The 20,952-nt window shown below is 67.4% G+C and carries 20 protein-coding genes and 1 pseudogene; 11 read left to right on the forward strand and 10 right to left on the reverse strand.

The genetic code is table 11. The annotated features are described in order from the left end of the window. The first annotated feature begins 187 nt into the window (after positions 1 to 187). The 3 genes from AOZ06_RS48830 (at position 188) to AOZ06_RS48840 (ending at position 2,523) form a co-directional block, all read left to right on the forward strand. On the forward strand, positions 188 to 880 hold the full coding sequence (locus tag AOZ06_RS48830; protein ID WP_054295616.1) for a S1 family peptidase: 693 nt from the start codon (positions 188 to 190) through the stop codon (positions 878 to 880). A 142-nt stretch (positions 881 to 1,022) separates the two neighbouring features. Further along, the gene (locus tag AOZ06_RS48835) at positions 1,023 to 1,505 is read left to right on the forward strand and encodes a hypothetical protein (RefSeq protein WP_054295617.1); all 483 of its coding nucleotides are present in this window, start codon (positions 1,023 to 1,025) and stop codon (positions 1,503 to 1,505) included. 13 nt (positions 1,506 to 1,518) lie between these two features. Further along, positions 1,519 to 2,523, forward strand: a complete 1,005-nt coding sequence (locus AOZ06_RS48840) for a serine hydrolase domain-containing protein (RefSeq protein WP_054295618.1) — start codon at positions 1,519 to 1,521, stop codon at positions 2,521 to 2,523. Positions 2,524 to 2,579: 56 nt separating this feature from the next. Here AOZ06_RS48840 and AOZ06_RS48845 read toward each other — a convergent pair whose 3' ends face one another. Both AOZ06_RS48845 and AOZ06_RS48850 read right to left on the reverse strand, forming a co-directional pair. Beyond that, positions 2,580 to 4,961 (reverse strand): immune inhibitor A domain-containing protein, encoded by a 2,382-nt coding sequence (locus AOZ06_RS48845; RefSeq protein ID WP_054295619.1) that lies wholly within the window; start codon positions 4,959 to 4,961, stop codon positions 2,580 to 2,582. 164 nt (positions 4,962 to 5,125) lie between these two features. Next, positions 5,126 to 5,473: a hypothetical protein gene (locus AOZ06_RS48850; protein WP_054295620.1), complete on the reverse strand. Its 348-nt coding sequence runs from the start codon at positions 5,471 to 5,473 to the stop codon at positions 5,126 to 5,128. Positions 5,474 to 5,610: 137 nt separating this feature from the next. Between AOZ06_RS48850 and AOZ06_RS48855 the strand changes: the two genes are divergently transcribed. Continuing rightward, positions 5,611 to 6,957, forward strand: coding sequence for a D-alanyl-D-alanine carboxypeptidase family protein (locus AOZ06_RS48855; protein ID WP_157233659.1), 1,347 nt, complete (start codon positions 5,611 to 5,613; stop codon positions 6,955 to 6,957). A gap of 300 nt (positions 6,958 to 7,257) precedes the next feature. Beyond that, positions 7,258 to 7,902: pseudogene (locus AOZ06_RS61055) on the forward strand (D-alanyl-D-alanine carboxypeptidase family protein); the annotation flags it as partial. A gap of 256 nt (positions 7,903 to 8,158) precedes the next feature. Here AOZ06_RS61055 and yhjD read toward each other — a convergent pair. The 4 genes from yhjD to AOZ06_RS48880 all read right to left on the reverse strand — a co-directional run bounded on the left by yhjD (position 8,159) and on the right by AOZ06_RS48880 (position 13,643). After that, on the reverse strand, positions 8,159 to 9,133 hold the full coding sequence (yhjD, locus tag AOZ06_RS55595; RefSeq protein WP_083472432.1) for an inner membrane protein YhjD: 975 nt from the start codon (positions 9,131 to 9,133) through the stop codon (positions 8,159 to 8,161). A gap of 45 nt (positions 9,134 to 9,178) precedes the next feature. Continuing rightward, the gene (gene trpS, locus AOZ06_RS48870) at positions 9,179 to 10,186 is read right to left on the reverse strand and encodes a tryptophan--tRNA ligase (RefSeq protein WP_054295622.1); all 1,008 of its coding nucleotides are present in this window, start codon (positions 10,184 to 10,186) and stop codon (positions 9,179 to 9,181) included. A 405-nt stretch (positions 10,187 to 10,591) separates the two neighbouring features. After that, positions 10,592 to 10,870: a hypothetical protein gene (locus AOZ06_RS48875; RefSeq protein WP_054295623.1), complete on the reverse strand. Its 279-nt coding sequence runs from the start codon at positions 10,868 to 10,870 to the stop codon at positions 10,592 to 10,594. A 256-nt stretch (positions 10,871 to 11,126) separates the two neighbouring features. After that, positions 11,127 to 13,643, reverse strand: a complete 2,517-nt coding sequence (locus tag AOZ06_RS48880; RefSeq protein WP_169799130.1) for a bifunctional FO biosynthesis protein CofGH — start codon at positions 13,641 to 13,643, stop codon at positions 11,127 to 11,129. Positions 13,644 to 13,844: 201 nt separating this feature from the next. Here AOZ06_RS48880 and AOZ06_RS48885 point away from each other — a divergent pair, with 201 nt between their 5' ends. Genes AOZ06_RS48885 through AOZ06_RS61470 form a run of 3 tightly spaced genes read left to right on the forward strand, consistent with a single transcriptional unit; the run spans position 13,845 to position 15,537 of the window. Further along, entirely contained in the window at positions 13,845 to 15,242 is a 1,398-nt protein-coding gene (locus AOZ06_RS48885) for a methionine--tRNA ligase (protein ID WP_054295625.1), read from the forward strand. Next, positions 15,239 to 15,412 carry a hypothetical protein gene (locus AOZ06_RS57475; protein WP_157233660.1) on the forward strand — a complete coding sequence of 58 codons (174 nt, stop codon included), beginning with the start codon at positions 15,239 to 15,241 and terminating at the stop codon, positions 15,410 to 15,412. The genes AOZ06_RS48885 and AOZ06_RS57475 overlap by 4 nt, the downstream gene beginning before the upstream one ends. Beyond that, the gene (locus AOZ06_RS61470) at positions 15,409 to 15,537 is read left to right on the forward strand and encodes a hypothetical protein (RefSeq protein ID WP_257721448.1); all 129 of its coding nucleotides are present in this window, start codon (positions 15,409 to 15,411) and stop codon (positions 15,535 to 15,537) included. The genes AOZ06_RS57475 and AOZ06_RS61470 overlap by 4 nt, the downstream gene beginning before the upstream one ends. 4 nt (positions 15,538 to 15,541) lie before the next feature. Here AOZ06_RS61470 and AOZ06_RS48890 read toward each other — a convergent pair whose 3' ends face one another. The 4 genes from AOZ06_RS48890 to AOZ06_RS48905 form a co-directional block, all read right to left on the reverse strand. Continuing rightward, on the reverse strand, positions 15,542 to 16,345 hold the full coding sequence (locus AOZ06_RS48890) for an exodeoxyribonuclease III (RefSeq protein WP_157233940.1): 804 nt from the start codon (positions 16,343 to 16,345) through the stop codon (positions 15,542 to 15,544). Beyond that, positions 16,339 to 16,707, reverse strand: coding sequence for an SH3 domain-containing protein (locus AOZ06_RS48895; protein ID WP_063810252.1), 369 nt, complete (start codon positions 16,705 to 16,707; stop codon positions 16,339 to 16,341). Before AOZ06_RS48895 ends, AOZ06_RS48890 begins: the two co-directional genes overlap by 7 nt. 142 nt (positions 16,708 to 16,849) lie before the next feature. Further along, complete coding sequence (locus tag AOZ06_RS48900) at positions 16,850 to 18,064, reverse strand: NADP-dependent isocitrate dehydrogenase (RefSeq protein WP_054295626.1); 1,215 nt, start codon at positions 18,062 to 18,064, stop codon at positions 16,850 to 16,852. A gap of 95 nt (positions 18,065 to 18,159) precedes the next feature. Beyond that, positions 18,160 to 18,729 carry a hypothetical protein gene (locus AOZ06_RS48905; protein WP_054295627.1) on the reverse strand — a complete coding sequence of 190 codons (570 nt, stop codon included), beginning with the start codon at positions 18,727 to 18,729 and terminating at the stop codon, positions 18,160 to 18,162. Between the two features lie 202 nt (positions 18,730 to 18,931). Between AOZ06_RS48905 and AOZ06_RS48910 the strand changes: the two genes are divergently transcribed. Genes AOZ06_RS48910 through AOZ06_RS48920 form a run of 3 tightly spaced genes read left to right on the forward strand, consistent with a single transcriptional unit; the run spans position 18,932 to position 20,937 of the window. Continuing rightward, on the forward strand, positions 18,932 to 19,738 hold the full coding sequence (locus AOZ06_RS48910; protein WP_054295628.1) for a metal-dependent hydrolase: 807 nt from the start codon (positions 18,932 to 18,934) through the stop codon (positions 19,736 to 19,738). A 9-nt stretch (positions 19,739 to 19,747) separates the two neighbouring features. Further along, complete coding sequence (locus tag AOZ06_RS48915) at positions 19,748 to 20,341, forward strand: class I SAM-dependent methyltransferase (RefSeq protein ID WP_054295629.1); 594 nt, start codon at positions 19,748 to 19,750, stop codon at positions 20,339 to 20,341. Positions 20,342 to 20,361: 20 nt separating this feature from the next. Then, on the forward strand, positions 20,362 to 20,937 hold the full coding sequence (locus AOZ06_RS48920; protein ID WP_054295630.1) for an HhH-GPD-type base excision DNA repair protein: 576 nt from the start codon (positions 20,362 to 20,364) through the stop codon (positions 20,935 to 20,937). Positions 20,938 to 20,952: the final 15 nt, after the last annotated feature.

Genomic DNA, 20,952 nt, shown 5'->3' on the forward strand with positions numbered 1-20,952 from the left:
GGCCGTTTTTCATGTTCGTATACCTATGTCTAATTTGTGCCCGATGGGCCGTTCGGCCTAACCATACGATCGAAGGGTTTACCGCGTATCCGCGTGCGGCCTAGCGTGAAAGAGCGTTCGGGGCGCGATTCGAGGGCAGCCCCCGGGCCATTCCTTTTCTACCCTGCATTGAAAGGAATGCGCTTTCATGCGTAAGTTCGTTTCGGGTGCCGCGCTCGCGGTCGCCATTTCCGCTGTCGGTGCGCCTGCCGCGCTCGCCGGCACCACGTCAGCCGAGCCGATGATCATCGGCGGTGGCACTGTCAGCTCCGCACCCTGGGGCGCGCAGGTCTACGTGAACGGCCAGTTCAACTGCTCCGGCTCGATCATCGCGCCGCAGTGGGTGCTCACCGCGCGGCACTGCGACGGCTCGAGCCTGTCGGTGAAGGTCGGCAACGTCAACCTCGGCCAGGGCCAGAACCGCACGGTCGACCGCAAGGCGACCGCGCCCAGCGGCGACATCCTGTTGCTGCACTTGAGCTCCGCCGTGCAGACCACGTACATCAAGCTGGCCGACTCGAACCCGGCCATCGGCTCGACCAACCAGATCTACGGCTGGGGCCGCACCCAGGGCAGCAACCCGCCGTCCCCGGTGCTCAAGACCGCGAACGTCCGCGTCACCGGCACCAGTTCGGACGCGTACGGCGGCCCGGCGATCGCCAGCGTCGGCGTGAACGGCGCCGCGTGGCACGGCGACTCGGGTGGCCCGCAGATCGCCAACGGCGTGCAGGTCGGCGTCTGCTCGACCGGTGAGAACAGCGGCTCGAACCCGCAGGGCACCCAGAATTACGCGAGTGTCGCGAACAGCCGTTCATTCATCCGCAGCACCGCCGGTGTCTGATTCGAACTGAATAATCCCGGTTTCGCGTAAACGCCGGAAAGCGGCAATCCACCAGCCGGTCGTCCCCCACCCCCAGTGGGACGACCGGCTGGCTTGCGTCTACCCATGTTGCAACTTCTACGTAATTACGTAGGATGGCCACATGGAGTTCGACGAGCGGCTGGCCGCACTGGAGGAGCGGGTCGCCGCGCTGGAAGGACAGCCGAAACCGGTGTCCGCCGGCCAGTTGTGGGCATTGGAAGGGGTCAGGGAGCGCTCGCCGGAAGGCGCGGTGCTGTTCACCGGAACCGTCCCACTGCCAACCGGGCACCACTACGAGTGGCAACAGGGCGAGACGGTCGAGAACCTGCTGGAGACGGACTGGTCCGAGCTGAGCGCCACCATCGCCGCGCTCGGTCACCCGGTCCGGCTGCTGTTGCTGCGGCTGATCCTCACAGGCGTGCAGACGACCGCCGGACTCCAGGATCACGAGGCACTGGGCACCACCGGCCAGCTGTACCACCACCTGCGCCAACTCGTGGCCGCCGGCTGGCTGCAAGTGACCTCACGAGGGCACTACGCCGTACCGGGAGCGAAGGTCGTCCCGCTGCTGACCGTGCTCACCGCTGTCCAGAATCCAGCATGACGGGGGAAACACCATGCCGAGCAGACGAACAGTCCTCGCCGCGACCGCGGCGACCGGGCTCACGCTGACCGCCACACCAGCGGCGGCCACGGGCTCCCTGAAATCCCTGGTGGACGAGCAAGCCACCAAGATCACCGGCTACGACACGGTCGCCGTCGGCGCGTTCCGCGGCCGGGAGGCGTACGCCCTGCGCGGCGACTCGATCTTCCAAATCGGCTCGATCACCAAGACCTTCACCGCGGTGCTGCTGGCGCTGACCGGCCGCGTCGACGACCCGCTGGGCAAGCACCTGCCCCGCCGCTTTCCCGCGCCGCAAGGCGTGACCATGGCGCAGTTGTCCTCGCACACCTCGGGAATGCCCCCGCTGCCGCCGGGTCTGCTGGAACACCCCGGCTTGGACCTGCGGGACCCGTACGCCCACATCACCGAGGAATTCCTCGTCGAAGCACTGAAGAAAACCACCCTGGTCACGCCACCCGGCACGCAATACGCCTACTCCAACTACGGCGCAGGCCTGTTGGGCCTTGCGTTGACCAGGAACTACGAGGCGCTCGTCCGGCACCGGATCACGAACCCGCTGGGGCTCGCCGACACCGTGCTGACGCTCAACCCGCTCCAACGGCAGCGCAAGGTCCAGGGCTACGACTCGGAGGGCAAGGCGACGCCGGACTGGCGTCTGCCGGTCATCCCCGGCGCGGGCGCGTTGTACGGAACGATCAACGACCTGCTGCGGTACATGCGCGCACACGTCGGCGACGCGCCGTTCTGGCTCAAACCCGCGCTGGATCTCGTGCAGCGCCCCAGGTTCGAGATCAGCCCGGAGTACCGGGCCGGGCTCGGCTGGCACATGTACACGTTGCCGAGCGGCCGCGAAGTGGTCTTCCACGACGGCGGCACCGGCGGGTTCACCAGCATGGCCATGTTCTCGCGGGAGTCGAGGTCCGGCGTCGCGGTCATCGCGAACAAGTTCAACGCGGACCTGTTCGGCCACGCGGCCGAACTGCTCGAACAGCTCTGACGAAAGCGAAACGGGGTGGCCGGGCGAACCGGCCACCCCGCTCGGAACACAAGGGCCTACTTGAAGACGCGGACCGTCATCGAAGTGCCGTGCTGCGACTGCACCTTGATCTTCACCCCGGCCGCGGGCAGCTTCACGCCCGCGGTCGGCTGGCCCGAGGACCAGTACGGCTTGGTGTCGTCGAACAGCGGCTGGGCCGCCTTGCCGCGGACGTAGCTGGGCCGTCCGTTGGCGAGCAACGTGAACGAGTCCGACTTCTGCAACGAGAACGGCGCGTCGTAGCCCGCGATGCGCGGACGCCACGGCTGGCCCTGCAGGTTGTAGATCGGCTCGGGGTTCGCGTCGATCGGCAGGATCAGGCCCTCACCCGGGTGGGCGCTGGTGTTGTTGTCCGCCTGCGAGGTGTCCCAGTAGGACACCAGGAGACCGTCCTGGTACGGGAAGTGCTCCACCCAGTCCGGGCGAGCCGGGTCACCGAAGTTGTACGGGCCCGTCTGCATGTACTTGTCGAACGACGCGTACGTGCGGTTGGTCGCGATGTAGAAGTGGTCGAACGCGGCCGTCTCCGTGCCCGTGGTCTGCTTGAACCCGTTGAGGGTCCAGCCGGCGGGCGCGCCCTCGGCACCGTCGCTGAACACGACCGCGCCGTCAGCGGTGATCTTGATGTCGTCGGCGAAGAAGCCGTCCGGCGCCACACCACCGTCGGTCACGTATCGGAAGCGCAGCTTGGCCTGCTTGCCTGCCAGCGAGGTCAGCGGCACGGACACGTCGGCCCAGCTCGCCTGCGTCCCGGTCAGCGCCGGGGCGTTCGAGCCGTCCTTCTTGAACGGGGCACCGTTGACGGTGCCGTCGAGCGAGGTCCACGTCGCGCCGCCGTCCGTCGAGGCCTGGACGTACAGGTAGTCGAAGTCCTCTTCGATGTCGTAACGGGACTTCAAGGTCAGCGTCGCCGACGTCTTGCCGGTCAGGTCGACGTCCCTGACGATGTTGCTGTCGACGTTGTCGCCCTTGCCGCTCCAGTACATCTTCGTCCCGGCGAACGGCTTGCCGTACTCGGTGGTCTTCTGCTTGTCGGGCAGCACCACCACGACGCCTTGGGCTTTCTCGCTGTTGTACTCGTGCGGGCCGAGGTCGACCCGGCGGTCCTGGCCGGCCACCACGACCTCGTAGTCGAGCCAGCCCAGTTGCAGCTTGTCCCACGCGGACAGGTCGGCCGCGCGCGTACCGATCGCCTCGCCCGGCGCCGACACGCGGCTCTGGCCCATCAGCGACCACCAGTTGACGCCGTTCTCCTGCCCGCCGCCCGGGCCTTCGGTGTCGTAGTGGTCCGGCAGGCCGAGGTCGTGGCCGTACTCGTGCGCGAACACGCCGAGGCCGCCGTTCTCGGGCTGGATGGTGTAGTCGCCGACCCACAGGCCGGTCGAGCCGATCTGGGTGCCGCCGCGCTTGTTGCCCGAGGGGCCGTCAGGCGCGTTGGAGTACGCGTACCAGCGGTGGCTCCAGATCGCGTCCTCGCCCTGGATCGGGTCACCATCGGACTGGTCGCCGCCCGAGTGCACGATCTGGAAGTGGTCGAGGTAGCCGTCCGGCTCGTTGAAGTCGCCGTCGCTGTCGAAGTCGTAGCGGTCCCACGTGTCGTAGGACTTGAGCTCCTCGCGGATCTGCTCGTTGGTCGCACCGGCGGCGACGCGGCCCTCGGCCCACTTGTTGAGCGAGTCGCGGACCAGGTCCCAGGTGTTGTTGCAGACGTTGCCCGCGCACGGGAAACCGTTGGAGCGGCCGTAGCGCGCTTCGTTGTAGTCGACCTTGACCCAGTCGGTGACGGTGCCGTCGACCGAGTAGCGGCCGGATGACTGCTTCTCGTAGAACGTCTTCAGCGACTCGACCCCGGCGCCTTGGCCGAAGTACATCTGCTGGTAGTGCTCACGGGAGTAGTCCGGCTGCCAGATGGTGCTGTTGTCGACCGCACGGTTGGGCGCCGGGATCTCGTTGCGCAGCGGACCGTCGAACTTCGTCGGTCCCGGCACGCTGGGCGCGGTGTCCACGTCGGGGTAACGCGGGTCGCGCTTGTTGCCGAACTCCGCGAGGACGACGAAGATCTTGTCGGTCTTCTCCCGTCCGAGCTCGACGTACTGGTCGACGCGCTGGCCCTTGGCCGCGCCGCGGGCGGCCTCGGCGGGCTTGTCGCCGACCTTGGCGACCGTGCTCGCGCCGCGCTTCTCCACCTTGGCCTGGCCGGACAGCACCTCGGCGAGGGCTTCCTGGCGCAGCGCCCTGCGCTTCTCCTCGAACTTGTTCGGCAGATCGTGCTCGCCCGGCGCGTACTCGACCCCGGACGGTGGCGCGCTGGGCGCGGCCACGGCGGGCGCCGATAAGGCGCTGACGCCCAGACCGACCAGCGCTAACAGCGCCAGGCCGGCAGAACTTCTTCGATGCACTTGCCCTCCCGTGCTCTGATCGCCGGAGAGGTCACTCTCCGGCCACAGATGAACGGGCTGACAGTACGGATTAACTCTATGGAGTGAAATACGCCATACGTAGGGTTATTGCCATCACGCCATATGTTGATCTTTCACAGACCTCGTGTCGATCTGTCACACGATCAGGTCCAGAACACCGCGAGGCCCACGTTGAGCACGACGAGACCCCCCGCGGTCGGGCTGAACCACTTCGGCGCCTTGTCCTTGGTCACGTAGAGCACCGCGAGCACGCCGATCACCACGAGAACCAGCAGCTTGATGCCCAGTTTCATGTGGTTGTAGTCCGCGTTGGTCAACGGCGCGAGCAGCATCAGCGCGAGACCCGTGATCAACTGCAGACCAGAGCCGTGCAACCAGCCCTTGTTCACCGGCGCGTCCTGGCCGGCTTTGAGCTGCAGCATCAGCGTGCCGATCAGCATCGCCATACCGAGCAGGTGCAGGAACACGAGCAGGTGCCGGACGAACTCCACTGAACTTCTCCCTCGTGGTGGGAAGGGGGTGCAAACAGCCAGAACGGCATTATTCGCCCATCACCGAACGCGACACCGACCGGTCCTCGCACTCACCCCGCCAACCGACATCACTTTCGAGTGACTAGCCTGCATGTGTGCCTGAACGAGCTCGGCAACTGGCCCGCCTACTGAACCTGAGCCTGAGCATGGCCGCTGTCGTGACGTTCGCGGCCGCGCCGGTGGTGAACGCTCAATCGACCACAACGAGCACCCCTAAGCCGGGGACGTCGTCCGGCAAGAACACCCCCAAGCCCGGCAGCTCGTCGGGCAGCAAGCAGCCGGACAAGCCCACGGACGGCGAGCAGGCGACCAGCTGCACGGCCAAGGCCGTCCCGCCGCCGGCCAACGAGGGCAACGGCGACCAGCTACCGCCGTTGGACCTGCCCAAGGAGCCCGTCGGCGGCGCGGAGATGGGCAGCTGCGGAGCGGTGCTGCCCAAGGGCGCGAACTTCCCGCCAGACGGCATCACGGCCGACTCGTGGCTGATCGCCGACCAGGACACCGGCGACGTGCTCGCCGGGTTCGCGCCGCACGCGCGTCAGCGCCCGGCAGGCACGGTCAAGGTTCTGCTGACCATGGTCGCGATCAAGGAGATCGCCCCGGACCAGGTGATCGTCGGGACCAAGGAGGACACCCGGCAGACGGGTACCCGGGTCGGCATCGTCGCGGACGGCAAGTACGCCGCCAAGGACCTGATCCGCGCGCTGATCGTCACCCCCGCCGCGGACGCGGCCAACGCGCTGGCCCGTGAACTGGGCGGCCCGGACGTCGCCGCGCAGAAGATGAACGACCTCGCCCGCGGGCTGAACGCGCTCGACACCCGGGTGGTCAACCCGAACGGCAACGACGTGCCCGGTCAGAGCACGTCGGCGTTCGACACGGCGCTGATCTACCGCGAAGCGATGCGCATCCCCGAGTTCGCCGAGGCGACCGGGTCGAAGAAGGTGCAGATCAAGCCGCAGGGTGCCCGCAACACCGCGATCACCCGGACCAACGACAACAAGCTGCTCGACAGCTACAAGAGCGCGACCGGCGGCAAAGCCGGTACCACCAGCGCGGCCAAGAACGTCTTCGTCGGCAGCGCCGAGCGGGACGGCAAGAAGCTGATCGTCACCGTGATGCGTTCCGACCAGCAGCCGTTCGAGCAGGCCGAGTCGCTGCTGGAGTACGGCTTCACGCTGGCCGCGGCGCGGTCGAAGTCCGTCGGCAAACTGGCCGGTGCCAGCGAACCGCCGCAGACCAGCCGGACCGCGGACACGCCGAGCAGCGACGAGGAGGAGACGAGCAAGCAGGCCAGCTCCGCCGCGGTGCACCGGTCGGCGTTCGGCACGTTCGGGCTGCCGATCACGCTCCTCGCCGGTGCCGTCGTGCTGGTCGGCCTGTTGATGACCGCGAAACGCAAGATGGCCCGTGCCAAGCGGTTGCGCTCGCAGACCCGCTGACCCGACTCCGCCGTCACGCCCTAACCTGAAGTCGTGGTCCTGACGTCACGGCGGCTGTTCGCCCTTCTGTTCGCCTCGCTGTGCCTGTTCGCGTCCGCGAGCTTCACGGCGACAGCGCAACCGGGCGGTTCATGCCCGAACAAGACCAGTCCACCACCCCCGGTGGACACCTCGGAGACAGCGAAACCGGGCCAGAAGTCGCCCGAACCGCTTCCCGTGCCGGACAAACCGGTCGGCGGTGAGAAGCTGGGCGGCTGCGCGGTCGTCACGCCTCAGGGCGCGCCGGCCGTGCCCGCTGACGTGACCACCGCGTCGTGGCTGCTGGCGGACTTGACCAGCGGTGACGTGATCGCGGCGAAGGACGCGCACGCCCGTCAGCGCCCCGCGTCGGTGATCAAGGTCCTGCTGTCCATCGTGGTGATGAACGAGCTGGACATGAAAACGGTCGTCACCGGCACGCAGGAGGACGCCAACCAGGACGGCACCAAGGTCGGCATGGGCCCGGGTGGGCAGTACACCGTGGATCAGCTGTTCCACGCGTTGCTGATGCACTCGGGAAACGACGCGGCGCACGCGTTGGCCCGGCAGATCGGTGGCGTGGAGAAGACCGTCGCGAAGATGAACGAGACGGCCAAGAAGCTCGGCGCGCTGGACACCCAGGTCGCCACACCGTCCGGCCTCGACGGGCCGGGCATGATGACCTCGGCGTACGACATGGCGTTGTTCTACCGCGAGGCCATGAAGCACCCGGAGTTCGGCGAGGCGTTGACCACCAAGCAGATCGACTGGCCGGGCTGGGGTACGAAAGCGGGCTTCAAGGTCAACAACGACAACCGGCTGCTCGGCAAGTACGACGGATTCCTCGGCGGCAAAACGGGTTTCACGGACGACGCCCGGCACACCTACATCGGCGGCGCGGCGCAGAAGGGCCGCAAACTCGTGGTGGTGCTGTTGCGCGGCGAGCAGACGCCGGTGCGGATGGCCGACCAGGCAGGGCACCTGATGACCTGGGGTTTCGGCTTGAGCGGCAAGAAGGTCGAGCCTGTCGGGACCCTCAACACGCCCCCGGCGGCCCCGGAATCACCGGACGCCCCCGGCGCGCAGGGCAGCAACGGCGGGGGCACCGCCGGCAACGCGGCGGGCAAGCCGATCAACAATCAGGGTGGTGTGCTGCCGACGGCGGCGATGGCCATCTCCGGCGTCACGATCCTTGGGTTCCTGATCTGGCGGATTCGGCTGCGCTACGCCCGTCAGGCTGCCCCTGCGGGGGTTCCTGAGGAGACTGATCCTGAGCAGACTGTGTGGATTGAGCGTTATCGGGACGATCGCTGACTTTGGCCGTTGCCGTCCACGCGGTGATGAACAGCAGGAAGCGCGCGACGAGGTTGGCGAACACCAGAAGACCGATGACAGGGCCGAAAAGCGCGCCGGTCGGTGAGTTGGTGACGGTGGTCAGGTAGATCGCACCGATCTGCTTGAGGATCTCGAAGCCGACCGCGGCTGCGAGCGCGCCCTTGACAGCGCTGCGGACGTCGACCTTCTCCCGGGGAAGCCGCGTGAGCACCCAGAGGAACACCAGCCAGTTCGCGATGATCGACAACGCCAGGGTGGCGATGAACAGCAGGACCCTCGCCCAGCCCGCCTCTTCCAGGCCGACGAGCTTGAGCAGCAGGTTCGCCAGCCCGGTGCCCGCGGCGGTGAGGCCGAAGGAGATGACGAGCGCGACACCGAGGCTGAGCAGCGCGACCAAGTCCTTGAACAGGGTGGGGATCAGCGGCTGCTGGCCGCCTTTCTGGCCCCACTGCGCGGTGAGCGCGTCCCGCAGGTTGCTCATCCAGCCGATGCCGGAGTAGAGGGCAGCGAGCAAACCGATGACACCGACCGTGCTCTTGGAGTTCAGAGCGGTGGTGACCACCTCGTTGATGGTGCTGCCGAGACTGCCGGGGACAGCCTCGCTGATGCTGTTCTTGAGCTCGGTCAACAGCTCCGGCTGGGCCTGCAACACGAACCCGGCGACCGCGAAAGCGATCATGAGCAGCGGAAACAGCGACAGCACACTGAAGTACGTGATGGCCGCCGCGAACTGGTTGCCGTACCGCTCGGAAAACGCGTCGCCCGCCCGGATCAAGTGGTCGAGCCACGGCCACTTCCTGCGGTAATCATCCAGCTTGCCCACGTAACGACGCTAAGTCCGACCCACGTGCTCCGCATGATGAAACGCTCACCCGGCGAGAAAACCCACCCTTTCGTAGGTCTGCGCCAGCGTCTTGGCGGCGACGGCGCGAGCCCGCTCGGCACCCTTCGCCAGCAACTTGTCCAACTCGGCGGGGTCGTCGAGGTAGGAGCGGACCGAAGCCTGGACAGGGGTGATGAAGTCGACGACGACCTCACCGAGGTCCTTCTTCAGGTCGCCGTAGCCCCGGCCGTCGTACGCCTTCTCCAGATCGGCGACGGACTTGCCGGTGAGCGCGGAGTAGATGGACAGGAGGTTGCTGACGCCCGGCTTGTTCTCGGTGTCGTAGACGATCTCGCGGCCGGTGTCGGTGACAGCGGAACGGATCTTCTTCGCGGCCTTCTTGGGGTCCTCGAGCAACTCGACGACACCGGCGGGAACAGACTTGCTCATCTTGGCGGTGGGGTCCTGGAGATCGAAGATCTTCGCGGTGTCCTTGACGATGTAGGCCTCGGGGAGCGTGAAGGTCCTGCCGAACCGCGAGTTGAACCGCTGAGCCAGATCCCGCGTGAGCTCGAGGTGCTGCCGCTGGTCCTCGCCGACCGGGACGAAGTTCGCCTGGTAGAGCAGGATGTCGGCGGCCTGGAGGACGGGGTACGTGAACAGGCCGACGCTGACCCGGTCGAGAGCCTGGCGTGCGGACTTGTCCTTGAACTGGGTCATCCGGCTGGCCTCACCGAACCCGGCCATGCACTCCATGACCCAGGAAAGCTGCGGGTGCTCGGGAACCTGGCTCTGCACGAACAAAGTGGCCCGGTCCGGATCGATGCCGAGCGCGAGCAACTGCGCGGCGGAAACCCTGGTCCGCTGCCGCAGCAACTCGGGATCGTGCTCGACGGTGATCGCGTGCAGGTCGACGACGCAGTAGAAGGTGTCGTGAGTCTCCTGCATGGCCACCCACTGCCGGATGGCACCGAGGTAGTTGCCGAGGTGGAAGGAGTCAGCGGTCGGCTGGATACCGGACAACACCCGAGGAAGACTCTGCTCGCTGGACACACCCGGATCCTATTAGCCGCCACCGAAGCCCAGCATGCCACCCGCACCCGAAGGCAACACGGACCAAGGAGCGCCCACGCCCCGAAAACACACCAAGGATCCGGAGCACGAGGAAGGACGAACACCAAAACAAGGCTCCTGCCCAGAGGGGTCAGCTCCCGGCGAGGGAAGGGCTTGTTCCGTGCAAAAAACCTGACCACGGCGGGACACGAACCACTGCCCACAAGCAGAAGTCCCAGCGAGAGAAGACCAAGAACTCCGGACGAAACCGTGGAGACCGGTTTAAGCGAGCCCCAATAAGGGAAACAAACAAGCGCCCACCGAAAACCACCAAGCAGGAGGCTTCTGTGCCACCGGCCCCCGGAGCGCCCGAGTCACGGGTAGCCGGGCGAGGACGGGAGGAAGTCAGGCGGTGGGCGCGGGCTGCGGAGCGACGTCCGGCTCAGCCACCACCACTGCGATCGGCACGACGGGAGCCGAGGGAGCTTCGACCGGCGTCGTCACCCTGGCGTCTTTCGACGACTTGCGGATGAAGCGGAGGAAGCCGAGCACCACGCCGGTCAGGCCGACCGCGGCGACTCCGATGCCGACCGGGCCGCCGACGTTGGCAGGCATTGCCTGTGCGGTGTCCTGCGCGAACGCTGCTCCGGCTGAGGCCACCATGAAAAGGGCCACGAACGTCATCGTCACCAGGGAACGGGTCCTTGCCACCCGGTCACGCACTGGTTCGCCTCCTGCGACACACACCGACTGGGCATCCCCCGATCGAGGGACACGGTTGACTACCGAGCCATCAAAAAGCTACCGAGCGTGTCAAGCGTTGGGTCGCTGAGCACCACTCCTGCTTGCGGTCAGGGAGGCTATCGCTCGTTCGGGCACTTGGCGTTCCCGGGGTGTCGATCAAGACCCGCCGCGCCCGGGGACGCGGCGGGTACCTGCGCTAACGTGCCGCAGCCGTTACCGAGCCGTACGTAGTCGTGCGCTGGCGTGCGGGACGACCGGCCAAGGTGGCCAGTTGCTCCAACTGACGGACCGTGCGCGCCGAGCCGTGCTCCGATCCGGCCATCCGGCTGATGGTCTCCTCCATCAACGTGCCGCCGACGTCGTTCGCGCCGCCGCGGAGGATCTCCGCTGTCCCTTCCTCGCCGAGTTTCACCCACGAGCACTGGATGTTCGGGATACGGCCGTGCAGGCCCAGTCGCGCCATCGCGTGTACCGCACGGTTGTCGCGGCGTGACGGGCCTGGGCGGGCGACACCGGCCAGGTAGATCGGGGCGTTGCGGTGCACGAACGGCAGCGCCACGAACTCCGTGAGCCCGCCTGTGTCGTCCTGCAGACGGGCCAGCGTGCGCAGGTGTCCCAGCCAGTGGCCCGGGTGGTCGACGTGGCCGTACATCATCGTCGACGACGACCTGATGCCCAGCGAGTGCGCTGTCGACACGACGTCGATCCACGTGGACGCGGGCAGCTTGCCCTTGGTGAGCACCCAGCGCACGTCGTCGTCGAGGATCTCCGCCGCTGTGCCCGGGATGGTGTCCAGTCCCGCGTCGCGCAGATCCGTCAGCCACTCGCGGACGCTCACGCCCGCTTTCGACGCCGCGCTGACGATCTCCATCGGGCTGAAGGCGTGCACGTGCATGCCCGGCACGCGCCTCTTGATCGCCCGCACGAGGTCAGCGTAGTACGTGACCGGCAGCTTGGGGTCGATACCGCCCTGCATGCAGACCTCGGTGGCGCCGTCGTTCCACGCTTCCTCAGCGCGGTCCGCGGCTTCCTCCACCGACAGCCGGAACGCGTCCGCGTCACGCTCGCGCTGCGCGAAAGCGCAGAACCGGCAGCCGACGTAGCAGACGTTCGAGAAGTTGATGTTGCGGTTGACGACGTACGTGATGTCGTCGCCGACGGCGTCCTTGCGGGCGTCGTCGGCCAGGCGCACCAACGTCTCCAGCGCGTCGCCGTCAGCGGTGATCAGCGCCAGCGCGACGTCGGCGTTCTCCTTGTCCAGCAGGGCGCCCGGGCTGGTCTCCGCGAGCCGCAGGCCCGCTTTGACGTCGGCCGCCAGCCGTTCGGGTGCCTTGGGCAACTGCTTGCGCAGCTCCTCCCAGTCGCCGTAGACGGAGTCGAAGTCGCCGCGCCGGTCTCGCGTGCGGCCCGTCGTGTCGATCGTCGTGTTCAGGTCCGCGCGGCCGACCGTCTCCAGTCCGCCGTCCGGCTCCTGCCACGGCAGACCGGCCGGTTTCACGTCCGACGCGAGGCCGCCGGACGTCGAGACGGCCGAGATGTGGTCCGCGATGCGGATGTCCGTCCACTGACCGGGCGCGCCCTTGAGGAAACGCGGGTAGACGGGCAGGCGCTCGTGCAGCTCGAAGCCTGCCTGCGAGGTCTGCTCACGCAACGAGTCGAGCGCGGGCCACGGCCGTTCCGGGTTCACGTGGTCAGGCGTGACGGGCGAAACGCCGCCCCAGTCGTCGATGCCCGCCTTGAGCAGCAGCTGGAACTCGGCGCCGACCAGGTTCGGCGGGGCCTGCACGCTCACGCCCGGCGGCATCAGCAACCGGCCGACGGCCACGGTCGCGGCCAGTTCGTGCAGGTCGGCGTCAGGCATGCCGCGCATCGCCGTGTCCGGCTTGGCGCGGAAGTTCTGGACGATGATCTCCTGGATGTGCCCGTACTGCCGGGCGATGCCGCGGATGGCGAGCAGCGAGTCGGCGCGCTCGGTGAGCGTCTCGCCGATGCCGACCAGGATGCCGGTCGTGAAAGGCACAGCGACCCGGCCCGCGTCTGTGAGCACGCGCAGCCGGACCGCCGGTTCCTTGTCCGGGCTGCCATAGTGCGGGCCGCCCGGTTCACTCCACAGCCTGTGGGCCGTGGTTTCCAACATCATGCCCATACTGGCCGCCACGGGTCGCAACCGGGACAGCTCTTCCCACGACAGCACGCCGGGGTTGAGGTGCGGCAGCAGACCGGTCTCCTCGAGCACCGCGACGGCCGAGGCGCGCACGTAGTCCAAAGTAGACTCGAAACCGCGCTCTTCCAGCCATTTCCGCGCCGCGGGCCACCGCTCTTCCGGCCGGTCGCCGAGCGTGAAGAGCGCTTCCTTGCAGCCGGCCGCCGCGCCCTGCCGAGCGATTTCGAGAACTTCGTCACGCTCGAGGAAGGCGGCCGGCAACCGGTGCGGGACGGTCGCGAACGTGCAGTAGTGACAACGATCACGACAAAGCCGGGTGAGTGGAATGAAGACGCTGCCGCTGTAGGTGACGATCCCCTCGCGGCCCTCGGCCCGCAGGTGTGCGTCCCGGACCCGGGACGCCGCGGCCATCAGCTCGTCGAGCTGCTCACCGCGCGCGTGCAACAACACCGTGGCCTCGGTGAGGTCCAACGTGGAACCGTCGCTCGCCCTGCGCAACGCCCGCCGCATCGCCGCGTCGCTGGGACGGGGCTCAGGCGGGGTCATCATCAATTCGATAGCCACCGAATTAGCCTAGGCGCATTCAGTAGACTTGGAGCATGCGAACGAGCGTGGTGAGCACCGTCACGATGTGGCCCCCTCCGGGCTACGTCAGCGTGCGCTAAATCTCTCGCACCCAGTACCCGGCCGGCAACCGGGTACAGCGGTTCTTCCCCCGGTTGGCGGCCACCGCCACCAGGGAGAACAGCAGTGAACTTCTACGTCGCCACATCCATCGCGTACGTCAACGCCGAGCCGCACCTCGGATACGCGCTGGAGCTCGTCCAGGCGGACGCCCTCGCCCGCAACCGACGGCTACGCGGTGAGCAGGTCAGATTCCAGACAGGCACGGACGACAACGCGTTCAAGAACGTCACAGCGGCACGCGCGGCCGGAGTCGACGTCCGGTCGTTCGTCCGAGGCAGCTCGGCGCGCTTCGCGGCCCTGCGTGACCCATTGGACCTGTCATATGCCGATTTCGTCAGCACCAGCACGGATCCCCGGCACCTGGCGGGCGTCGAACGCCTGTGGCGCGCCTCCGCTGAACGCGGCGATTTCTACCGCAAGTCCTACACGGGGTACTACTGCGCGGGCTGTGAAGCGTTCGTGACCGAGCCGTACTGCCCCGAGCACGGGACCAAGGCGGAGACCGTCACCGAGGAGAACTGGTTCTTCCGGTTGTCGAAGTACGCCGACCGGATCCTGCACGCGCTGGAGCACGAGATCCGCATCGAGCCGGAGGCACGCCGCAACGAGGTGCTGTCCTTCGTGCGATCCGGGCTGTCCGACATCAGCGTTTCCCGGCCCGCGGCCCGGTCGGGCGGCTGGGGAATCCCCGTGCCGGACGACCCGTCGCAGGTCATCTACGTGTGGTGGGACGCGTTGGCCAACTACGTGACGTCATTGGGCGACTCGTTCGACCAGTGGTGGCGCGACGGCGACCAGGTGCACGTGATCGGCAAGGGCATCATCCGGTTCCACGCGGTCTACTGGCCCGCCTTGCTGTTGTCGGCGGGATTGCCGCTGCCCAAGGCGATCTTCGTGCACGAGTACCTGACCTCGCACGGCGCCAAGATCTCGAAGAGCTCCGGGGTCCGGGTGTCCCCCGTGGACCTGATCGGCGCCTATGGCGTCGACGCGGTGCGCTGGTGGCTGTTGCGCGAACCGGCGAGGCTCGGCGACACGGACTTCACCGAGCAACGGCTGGTCGACCGCGCGGACAGCGAACTGGCCAACGGCGTCGGGAACCTGTTCAACCGGGTCCGTGGCCTCTCCGGCGGATCCATCCCCGACGGCCCGGCCATCGACCTGGCCTCCACAGTGGACCGAGCACTGCGCGACTTCGACTTCCGCGCGGCGACGGGCGCGATCGTAGCGGCTGTCGACGAAACCAACCGTCTCATCGAGACAACGAAACCCTGGGAGCGCTCCGATACGGCGAAAACAGAGGTGCTGAGCCGTCTTGGCGGTGCGTGCCGGACGATCGCGCACGAACTTTCGGCGTTCCTCCCGTCCGGTGCGACGCGATTGCTCGATGCGCCAAAGGCATTCCCCCGTCTGGCGGACAGCGCGAAAACCGGTACGGCATCACCTCCCGTGTGGACATGACTTCTGTGCGGCGCCGTGACTTGCACCAGCCCGTGATGGCCACCGGCGAGGTGCCCGCCGTCCACGGCGCGAAGGACGATCCGCGCTACCCGTCGACCAGGTCGATCAGGATGGTGCTCGCCTTCCTGATCGACCTCGTCGTGCACATCGGCAGTGGATCGGCCGGGTGACCGTCGGCAAGGTGGTCACGGACCCGCGCACGATCCGCGAGGACACCGGCGGCCGTCCGACGTTCTGGCTGCTGGTGAAAGCCTGGCTGTGGGGCATCCTCGCCACCATCTCGGCCCTCGGCTGAGGACCTACCCGGCGAACGCGACCGTCACCGGGGCGTGGTCCGACCAGCGTTCCCCGTAGCTGGCGGCGCGTTCGACGACGGCGCTCGTGGCGCGGGCGGCCAGGCCGGGCGTGGTGATCTGGAGGTCGATGCGCCAGCCCGAGTCGTTGTCGAAGGCCTGACCGCGGTAGCTCCACCACGTGTACGGGCCGGGGCCCGCCGGGTGCAGGGCGCGGACGACGTCGACGTAGCCGACCTCGTCGAAGATGCGGGACAGCCAGGCGCGTTCCCCGGGCAGGAACCCGGACGCCTTCTGGTTTCCCTTCCAGTTCTTCAGGTCCGACTGCTGGTGGGCGATGTTCCAGTCGCCCGCGACCAGGACCTCTGAGCCGGCCGCGGCGGCTTTCTCACGCAGTTCGGCCAGGTACGGCAGGAACGCGTCCATGAAGCGTTCCTTCTCCAGCTGCCGCTCAGTGCCCACGTCACCGCTGGGTACGTAGACGCTGCCGACCACGACATCGGGCAGCGCGATTTCGACGTAGCGGCCGCTGTCCTCGAACTCCGGCGCGCCGAAACCGATCCGCACCGACTCGGGCTCGACGCGGCTGTACACCGCCACTCCCGCACGGCCTTTCACGGCCGCGGGCGCATGCGTCGCGAACCACCCGTCCGGGTTACGGACCTCGACGGGCAACTGGTCCAGCGTGGCCCGTACCTCCTGCAGGCAGACCACGTCCGCCGCGGTGGCGTCGAGCCACTCCGAGAAGCCGTTGTCCTTGCGCGCGGCAGCGCGCAGGCCGTTCACGTTTATCGAGGAAACGATCAACAGTCGCGGCCCTGCAACGGCTTGACGTAGTCGTTGGACACCCAGCGGTTCTCCGAGAGCTTGCGGAAGCCGTTCTGCACGACCTTCTCCGCGTCCGCCTCGGCGTTGCGCTGGAACTTGCCGACGACCTGGGCTTTCACGTCCGGGCTCTGCCGGACGTTGAGGACGTCGGCGATCACCGCCACCCGGCACGCGGTCGAACTCGCCGCCGGGGTGTTGGCGTTGTTCGTCCCGCCCTGCTTCTGTTTGTCGTTGCCAAGCACGTACAAGATGACGACCCCGACCAGCACCGCGACCACGATCAGTGTCCGCTTCGGTGCCAACACGATCACCTCTCTCGCCCTGGCCAAAACTTTCGTCGCCATGAGACACGTATAACGCAGCTCACAGCCGGGTTGAACCGCTGAGCCCGAGAACCACCCAAGTCAGCGATCAGCCACCCACGGTGATTATGCCTTGGGAAAACCCCCATGGACATGGGCCATGGGGGTTTCTCCTCCGGCTACTTCAGGCCATCTTCTTCTGGAGGTTCTCGTCCAGGGTGGCCAGGAACTCCTCGGTGGTCTGCCATGCCTGGTCAGGGCCGACGAGCAGGGCCAGGTCCTTGGTCATCTTGCCGCTCTCGACGGTCTCGACGACGACCTGCTCCAGCGCGTTCGCGAAGCCCGCCACCTCAGGGGTGCTGTCCTGCTTGGCACGCGCGTCCAGGCCCCGGGTCCACGCGTAGATCGACGCGATCGGGTTGGTCGAGGTCGGCTTGCCCGCCTGGTGCTGGCGGTAGTGCCGGGTGACCGTGCCGTGCGCGGCCTCGGCCTCGACCTTGCCGTCCGGGGTCATCAGCACGGAGGTCATCAGGCCGAGCGAGCCGAAGCCCTGCGCCACGGTGTCGGACTGGACGTCACCGTCGTAGTTCTTGCAGGCCCAGACGTAGCCGCCCTCCCACTTCAGCGCCGCGGCGACCATGTCGTCGATCAGCCGGTGCTCGTAGGTCAGGCCCTTGGCGTCGAAGTCCGCCTTGAACTCCTCCTCGTAGACGCGCTGGAAGATGTCCTTGAAGGCACCGTCGTACGCCTTGAGGATGGTGTTCTTGGTGGACATGTACACCGGGTACTCGCGCTCGAGGCCGTAGCGCAGCGAGGCGCGCGCGAAGTCCTCGATCGACTTGTTGAAGTTGAACATGCCCAGCGCGACGCCGCCGTCGGGGCCGTAGTTGGCGATCACGTGCTGGATCGGCTCCGAGCCGTCTTCCGGCGTGAACGTGATGGTCAGCTCACCGGCGCCGGGGACCTTGAAGTTCTGCGCCTTGTACTGGTCGCCGTGGGCGTGGCGGCCGATGATGATCGGCTTCGTCCAGCCGGGGACCAGCCGGGGGATGTTGGAGATGACGATCGGCTCGCGGAAGATCACGCCGCCGAGGATGTTGCGGATCGTGCCGTTGGGCGACAGCCACATCTTCTTGAGGCCGAACTCCTCGACCCGCGCCTCGTCCGGGGTGATGGTGGCGCACTTGACGCCGACGCCGTGCCGCGAGATGGCGTTCGCCGCGTCCACGGTGACCTGGTCGTCGGTGGCGTCCCGGTGCTCGATGCCCAGGTCGTAGTAGTCCAGGTTGATGTCCAGGTACGGGTGGATCAGCTTGTCCTTGATGAACTGCCAGATGATGCGGGTCATCTCGTCGCCGTCGAGTTCGACGACCGTCCCCTGGACCTTGATCTTGGCCATCTGCCTGGGTTCCTCTCCCGGGATGTTCTCGTCTTTGAGTCTGCTACTTAACGGTACAAGCGTACTGGTAGCTTGTCGTGGCCGTGTCGCCGCCGTCACTTGGCCTGGATCGTATGCCGCCGCCGGACCACCACCAGGATCACCGCTCCGGCGAGGATCAGCAGCGTGGCCACGATCAAGAAGCCTCCGGTGCCGAACCCGGTCCGTGCCAGGTCGTCGTCATCGGGCGGCTGCGCGACGACCGCCGACGTGGTGGTCGTGCTCGTACTGGTCGGGGTGACGGTCGCCGGCGCGCTGGTCGACGAAGTGGTCACCGATGTCGTGGTCGTCGGCGCCGGTGAACTCGGCCTCGGCTTGGCGCAGGCGAACCAGTTGGTCATCTCCGCAGTTCCGTCACCGGGCGCACGCAGGTCGCGCCACGGCAGCGTGCCGAGGTTGGGGTACTTGTTGTACGACGACGTGCCCTGGACCACCACGCCGAGCACCTGATAACCACCGGGGATCCCGGTGATGTCCACCGACGTCCTCTGCCTGACCTGGGCCGTCACCTCGACGATGTCACCGGGGATGGCGGCCGAGCGGCACGTCTTCGGAGCGCCCGTCACTGTCGTCGCACGCGTGTCAGGAGGCAGCGGTGTCGCGGTCGCCGTGGCAGCCGGCGACATGCACAAGGTGACAGTGAGTATTGCCAGTACACGACGGGTGTGACGGTGCATCGCGGCGCTCCAAGATGGTTCGAGGCCAAGATCATGCACACCGCACCGGGCAGTGCGACACCCGGGGCCGGACGCTCCACTTGGGATCCCCAGCTCACGGCCGCAAAACCGCTATCCTGCGGTCCTTGGCGATCTTGAGGGGGACACCGGGATGGCGACCGGGCCGACGCATGCGATGAGTGGCTTACTGGCGTGGTCGGCGACCACGGCGCTGGCCACGGACCACTCGATCGGTCAGCTCAGCCCCAGGGCGTGGGTGGTCGGCGCGGTACTGGCGACCGGCGCGGCGCTCCTGCCGGACCTGGACCACCCGTCGTCGACGGTGTCGCGGACGTTCGGGTCGATCAGCCAGGGCTTCTCCAGCGGCATCAACGCGCTCAGCCACGGCGTGTACCGGCTGACCAGGACCCGGCGCGACTCCAACCGCGACGGCGGGCACCGAGGCCTCACGCACACGCTCGTGTTCGCGGCGATCGCGGCCGTCATCACCACGGCGATCGTGCAGACCAGCCAGAAGTGGGCGCTGCCGGTCCTGATGTTCGTGTTCGCGGGCCTGGCCGTACGCGGCATCCTGCACAAGTGGCACCCGCGCAAGGACGCGCTGGTCATCACGCTGACATCAGCGGGCGTGACGGCGTTGTGCCTGCTGTGGACCGAACAGACGTCGGCGAACGCGGCTGCCTGCGGCGTCGCGGTGGGGATCGGCTGCATCGCGCACTACATCGGCGACGCGATCACCGAGCAGGGCTGCCCGATCCTGTGGCCGATCCCGCTGGGCGGCAAGACCTGGTACCCGGTGGCGCCGCCGAAGATCCTGCGGATGCAGACCGGCGGCAAGGTGGAGATGACGCTGATCGGGCCGTTGATCACGGTGGCGTCGATCTGGCTGTCGCTCGCGGCGTTGCAGCAGGCAGGAGCCATTCCCTCGTTGTGGGGTTTCACCTTCCTGCCTCGTTAGAATCCGCCGGTGAGCGTGTTCGACGAGATCGCGGCGGGGTACGACGACGACCTGTTCCACCAGGTCGTCGCGGAGAAACTGGTGAACGGCGTCGCGGACGCCCCGAAGCCGGACGTGGTGCTGGACGTGGCGACCGGGACAGGCGCGGCGGCCTTCGCGGCCCTGCAGCACCTTGGCGCCCACTCGGTGGTCGCGATCGACTCCGCGCCGAAGATGATCGAGCGCGCCAAGGCGAAAGCCGCGGTCCAGGACCCGTCGGGGAAGATCGACTGGCACATCGGCCAAGCGGTGCCCGCTCCCGTGCAGGCGTCCAGCGTGGACCTGGTGGTGTGCGCGTCCTCGCTGCACTTCCTCGGCACGGCAGCGCTCAAGGACTGGCTGCGTGTGCTGCGGCCGTCCGGACGGCTGGCGTTCAGCATGCCGTTCGGCGAGACGTTCACGCCTTCGCCCGCGTTCGCGCCCCTGGTCGCCACGGACATCCCCTTACCGTCGTCGGCTCAGGACGCCGCCAGGATCGCGCTGCACGCCGGGTACTCGGACGTGGTCGCGCACAAGCTCGAGGTGTCGTCACGCATCGTGTTCCTCGTGTACGCCACGAGCTGACCCCGTGCCAAGATGTGCGCATGACGCGCAAGCTGCACCTCGCCGGTGAACCGGTGGCGGACGCCCTGCTGGCAAAGGACCCGCTCGCGTTGCTGATCGGCATGCTGCTGGACCAGCAGATCCCGATGGAGGTGGCCTTCAAGGGCCCGCAGAAGCTGGTCACCAAGCTGGGCAAGCTCGACGTGCACGAGATCGCCGAGTACGACCCGGACGCGTTCGCCACGCTCGCCACGAGTCCGCCGGGGATCCACCGGTACGGCGGCGCCATGGCCAAGCGGGTGCAGGCGTTGTGCCAGTACATCGTCGACACCTACGACGGCAAAGCCGACCGGATCTGGCGGCAGGGCAAGCCCGACGGCCCGGAGATCCTCAAGCGGCTCAAGGCTTTGCCGGGTTACGGCGAGCAGAAGGCCAGGATCTTCCTCGCGTTGCTCGGCAAGCAGTTCGGCTTGACGGCCGAGGGGTGGCGGGAGGCCGCGGGCGCGTACGGCGACGAAGGCTCCCGGCGGTCCATCGCCGACGTCACCAGCGCCGAGACGCTCGCCGAGGTCCGCGCGTTCAAGAAAGCGACGAAGGCCGCCGCCAAGGCGACGTGAGTGACCACCCCTTGT

The sequence above is a fragment of the Kibdelosporangium phytohabitans genome, assembly GCF_001302585.1.
In the GTDB taxonomy this organism is placed as follows: domain Bacteria; phylum Actinomycetota; class Actinomycetes; order Mycobacteriales; family Pseudonocardiaceae; genus Kibdelosporangium; species Kibdelosporangium phytohabitans.

Excerpts from the sequence above, each read along its gene's own strand:
- AOZ06_RS48840 (WP_054295618.1), top strand. The coding sequence starts at position 1,519 with ATGCCGAGCAGACGAACAGTCCTCGCCGCGACCGCGGCGACCGGGCTC.
- AOZ06_RS57475 (WP_157233660.1), top strand. The coding sequence starts at position 15,239 with ATGACTTCTGTGCGGCGCCGTGACTTGCACCAGCCCGTGATGGCCACC.
- AOZ06_RS48830 (WP_054295616.1), top strand. The coding sequence starts at position 188 with ATGCGTAAGTTCGTTTCGGGTGCCGCGCTCGCGGTCGCCATTTCCGCT.
- AOZ06_RS48905 (WP_054295627.1), bottom strand. The coding sequence starts at position 18,729 with ATGTCGCCGGCTGCCACGGCGACCGCGACACCGCTGCCTCCTGACACG.
- AOZ06_RS48875 (WP_054295623.1), bottom strand. The coding sequence starts at position 10,870 with ATGACGTTCGTGGCCCTTTTCATGGTGGCCTCAGCCGGAGCAGCGTTC.
- AOZ06_RS48880 (WP_169799130.1), bottom strand. The coding sequence starts at position 13,643 with ATGATGACCCCGCCTGAGCCCCGTCCCAGCGACGCGGCGATGCGGCGG.
- AOZ06_RS48920 (WP_054295630.1), top strand. The coding sequence starts at position 20,362 with ATGACGCGCAAGCTGCACCTCGCCGGTGAACCGGTGGCGGACGCCCTG.
- AOZ06_RS48835 (WP_054295617.1), top strand. The coding sequence starts at position 1,023 with ATGGAGTTCGACGAGCGGCTGGCCGCACTGGAGGAGCGGGTCGCCGCG.
- AOZ06_RS48895 (WP_063810252.1), bottom strand. The coding sequence starts at position 16,707 with ATGGCGACGAAAGTTTTGGCCAGGGCGAGAGAGGTGATCGTGTTGGCA.
- AOZ06_RS48900 (WP_054295626.1), bottom strand. The coding sequence starts at position 18,064 with ATGGCCAAGATCAAGGTCCAGGGGACGGTCGTCGAACTCGACGGCGAC.
- AOZ06_RS48910 (WP_054295628.1), top strand. The coding sequence starts at position 18,932 with ATGGCGACCGGGCCGACGCATGCGATGAGTGGCTTACTGGCGTGGTCG.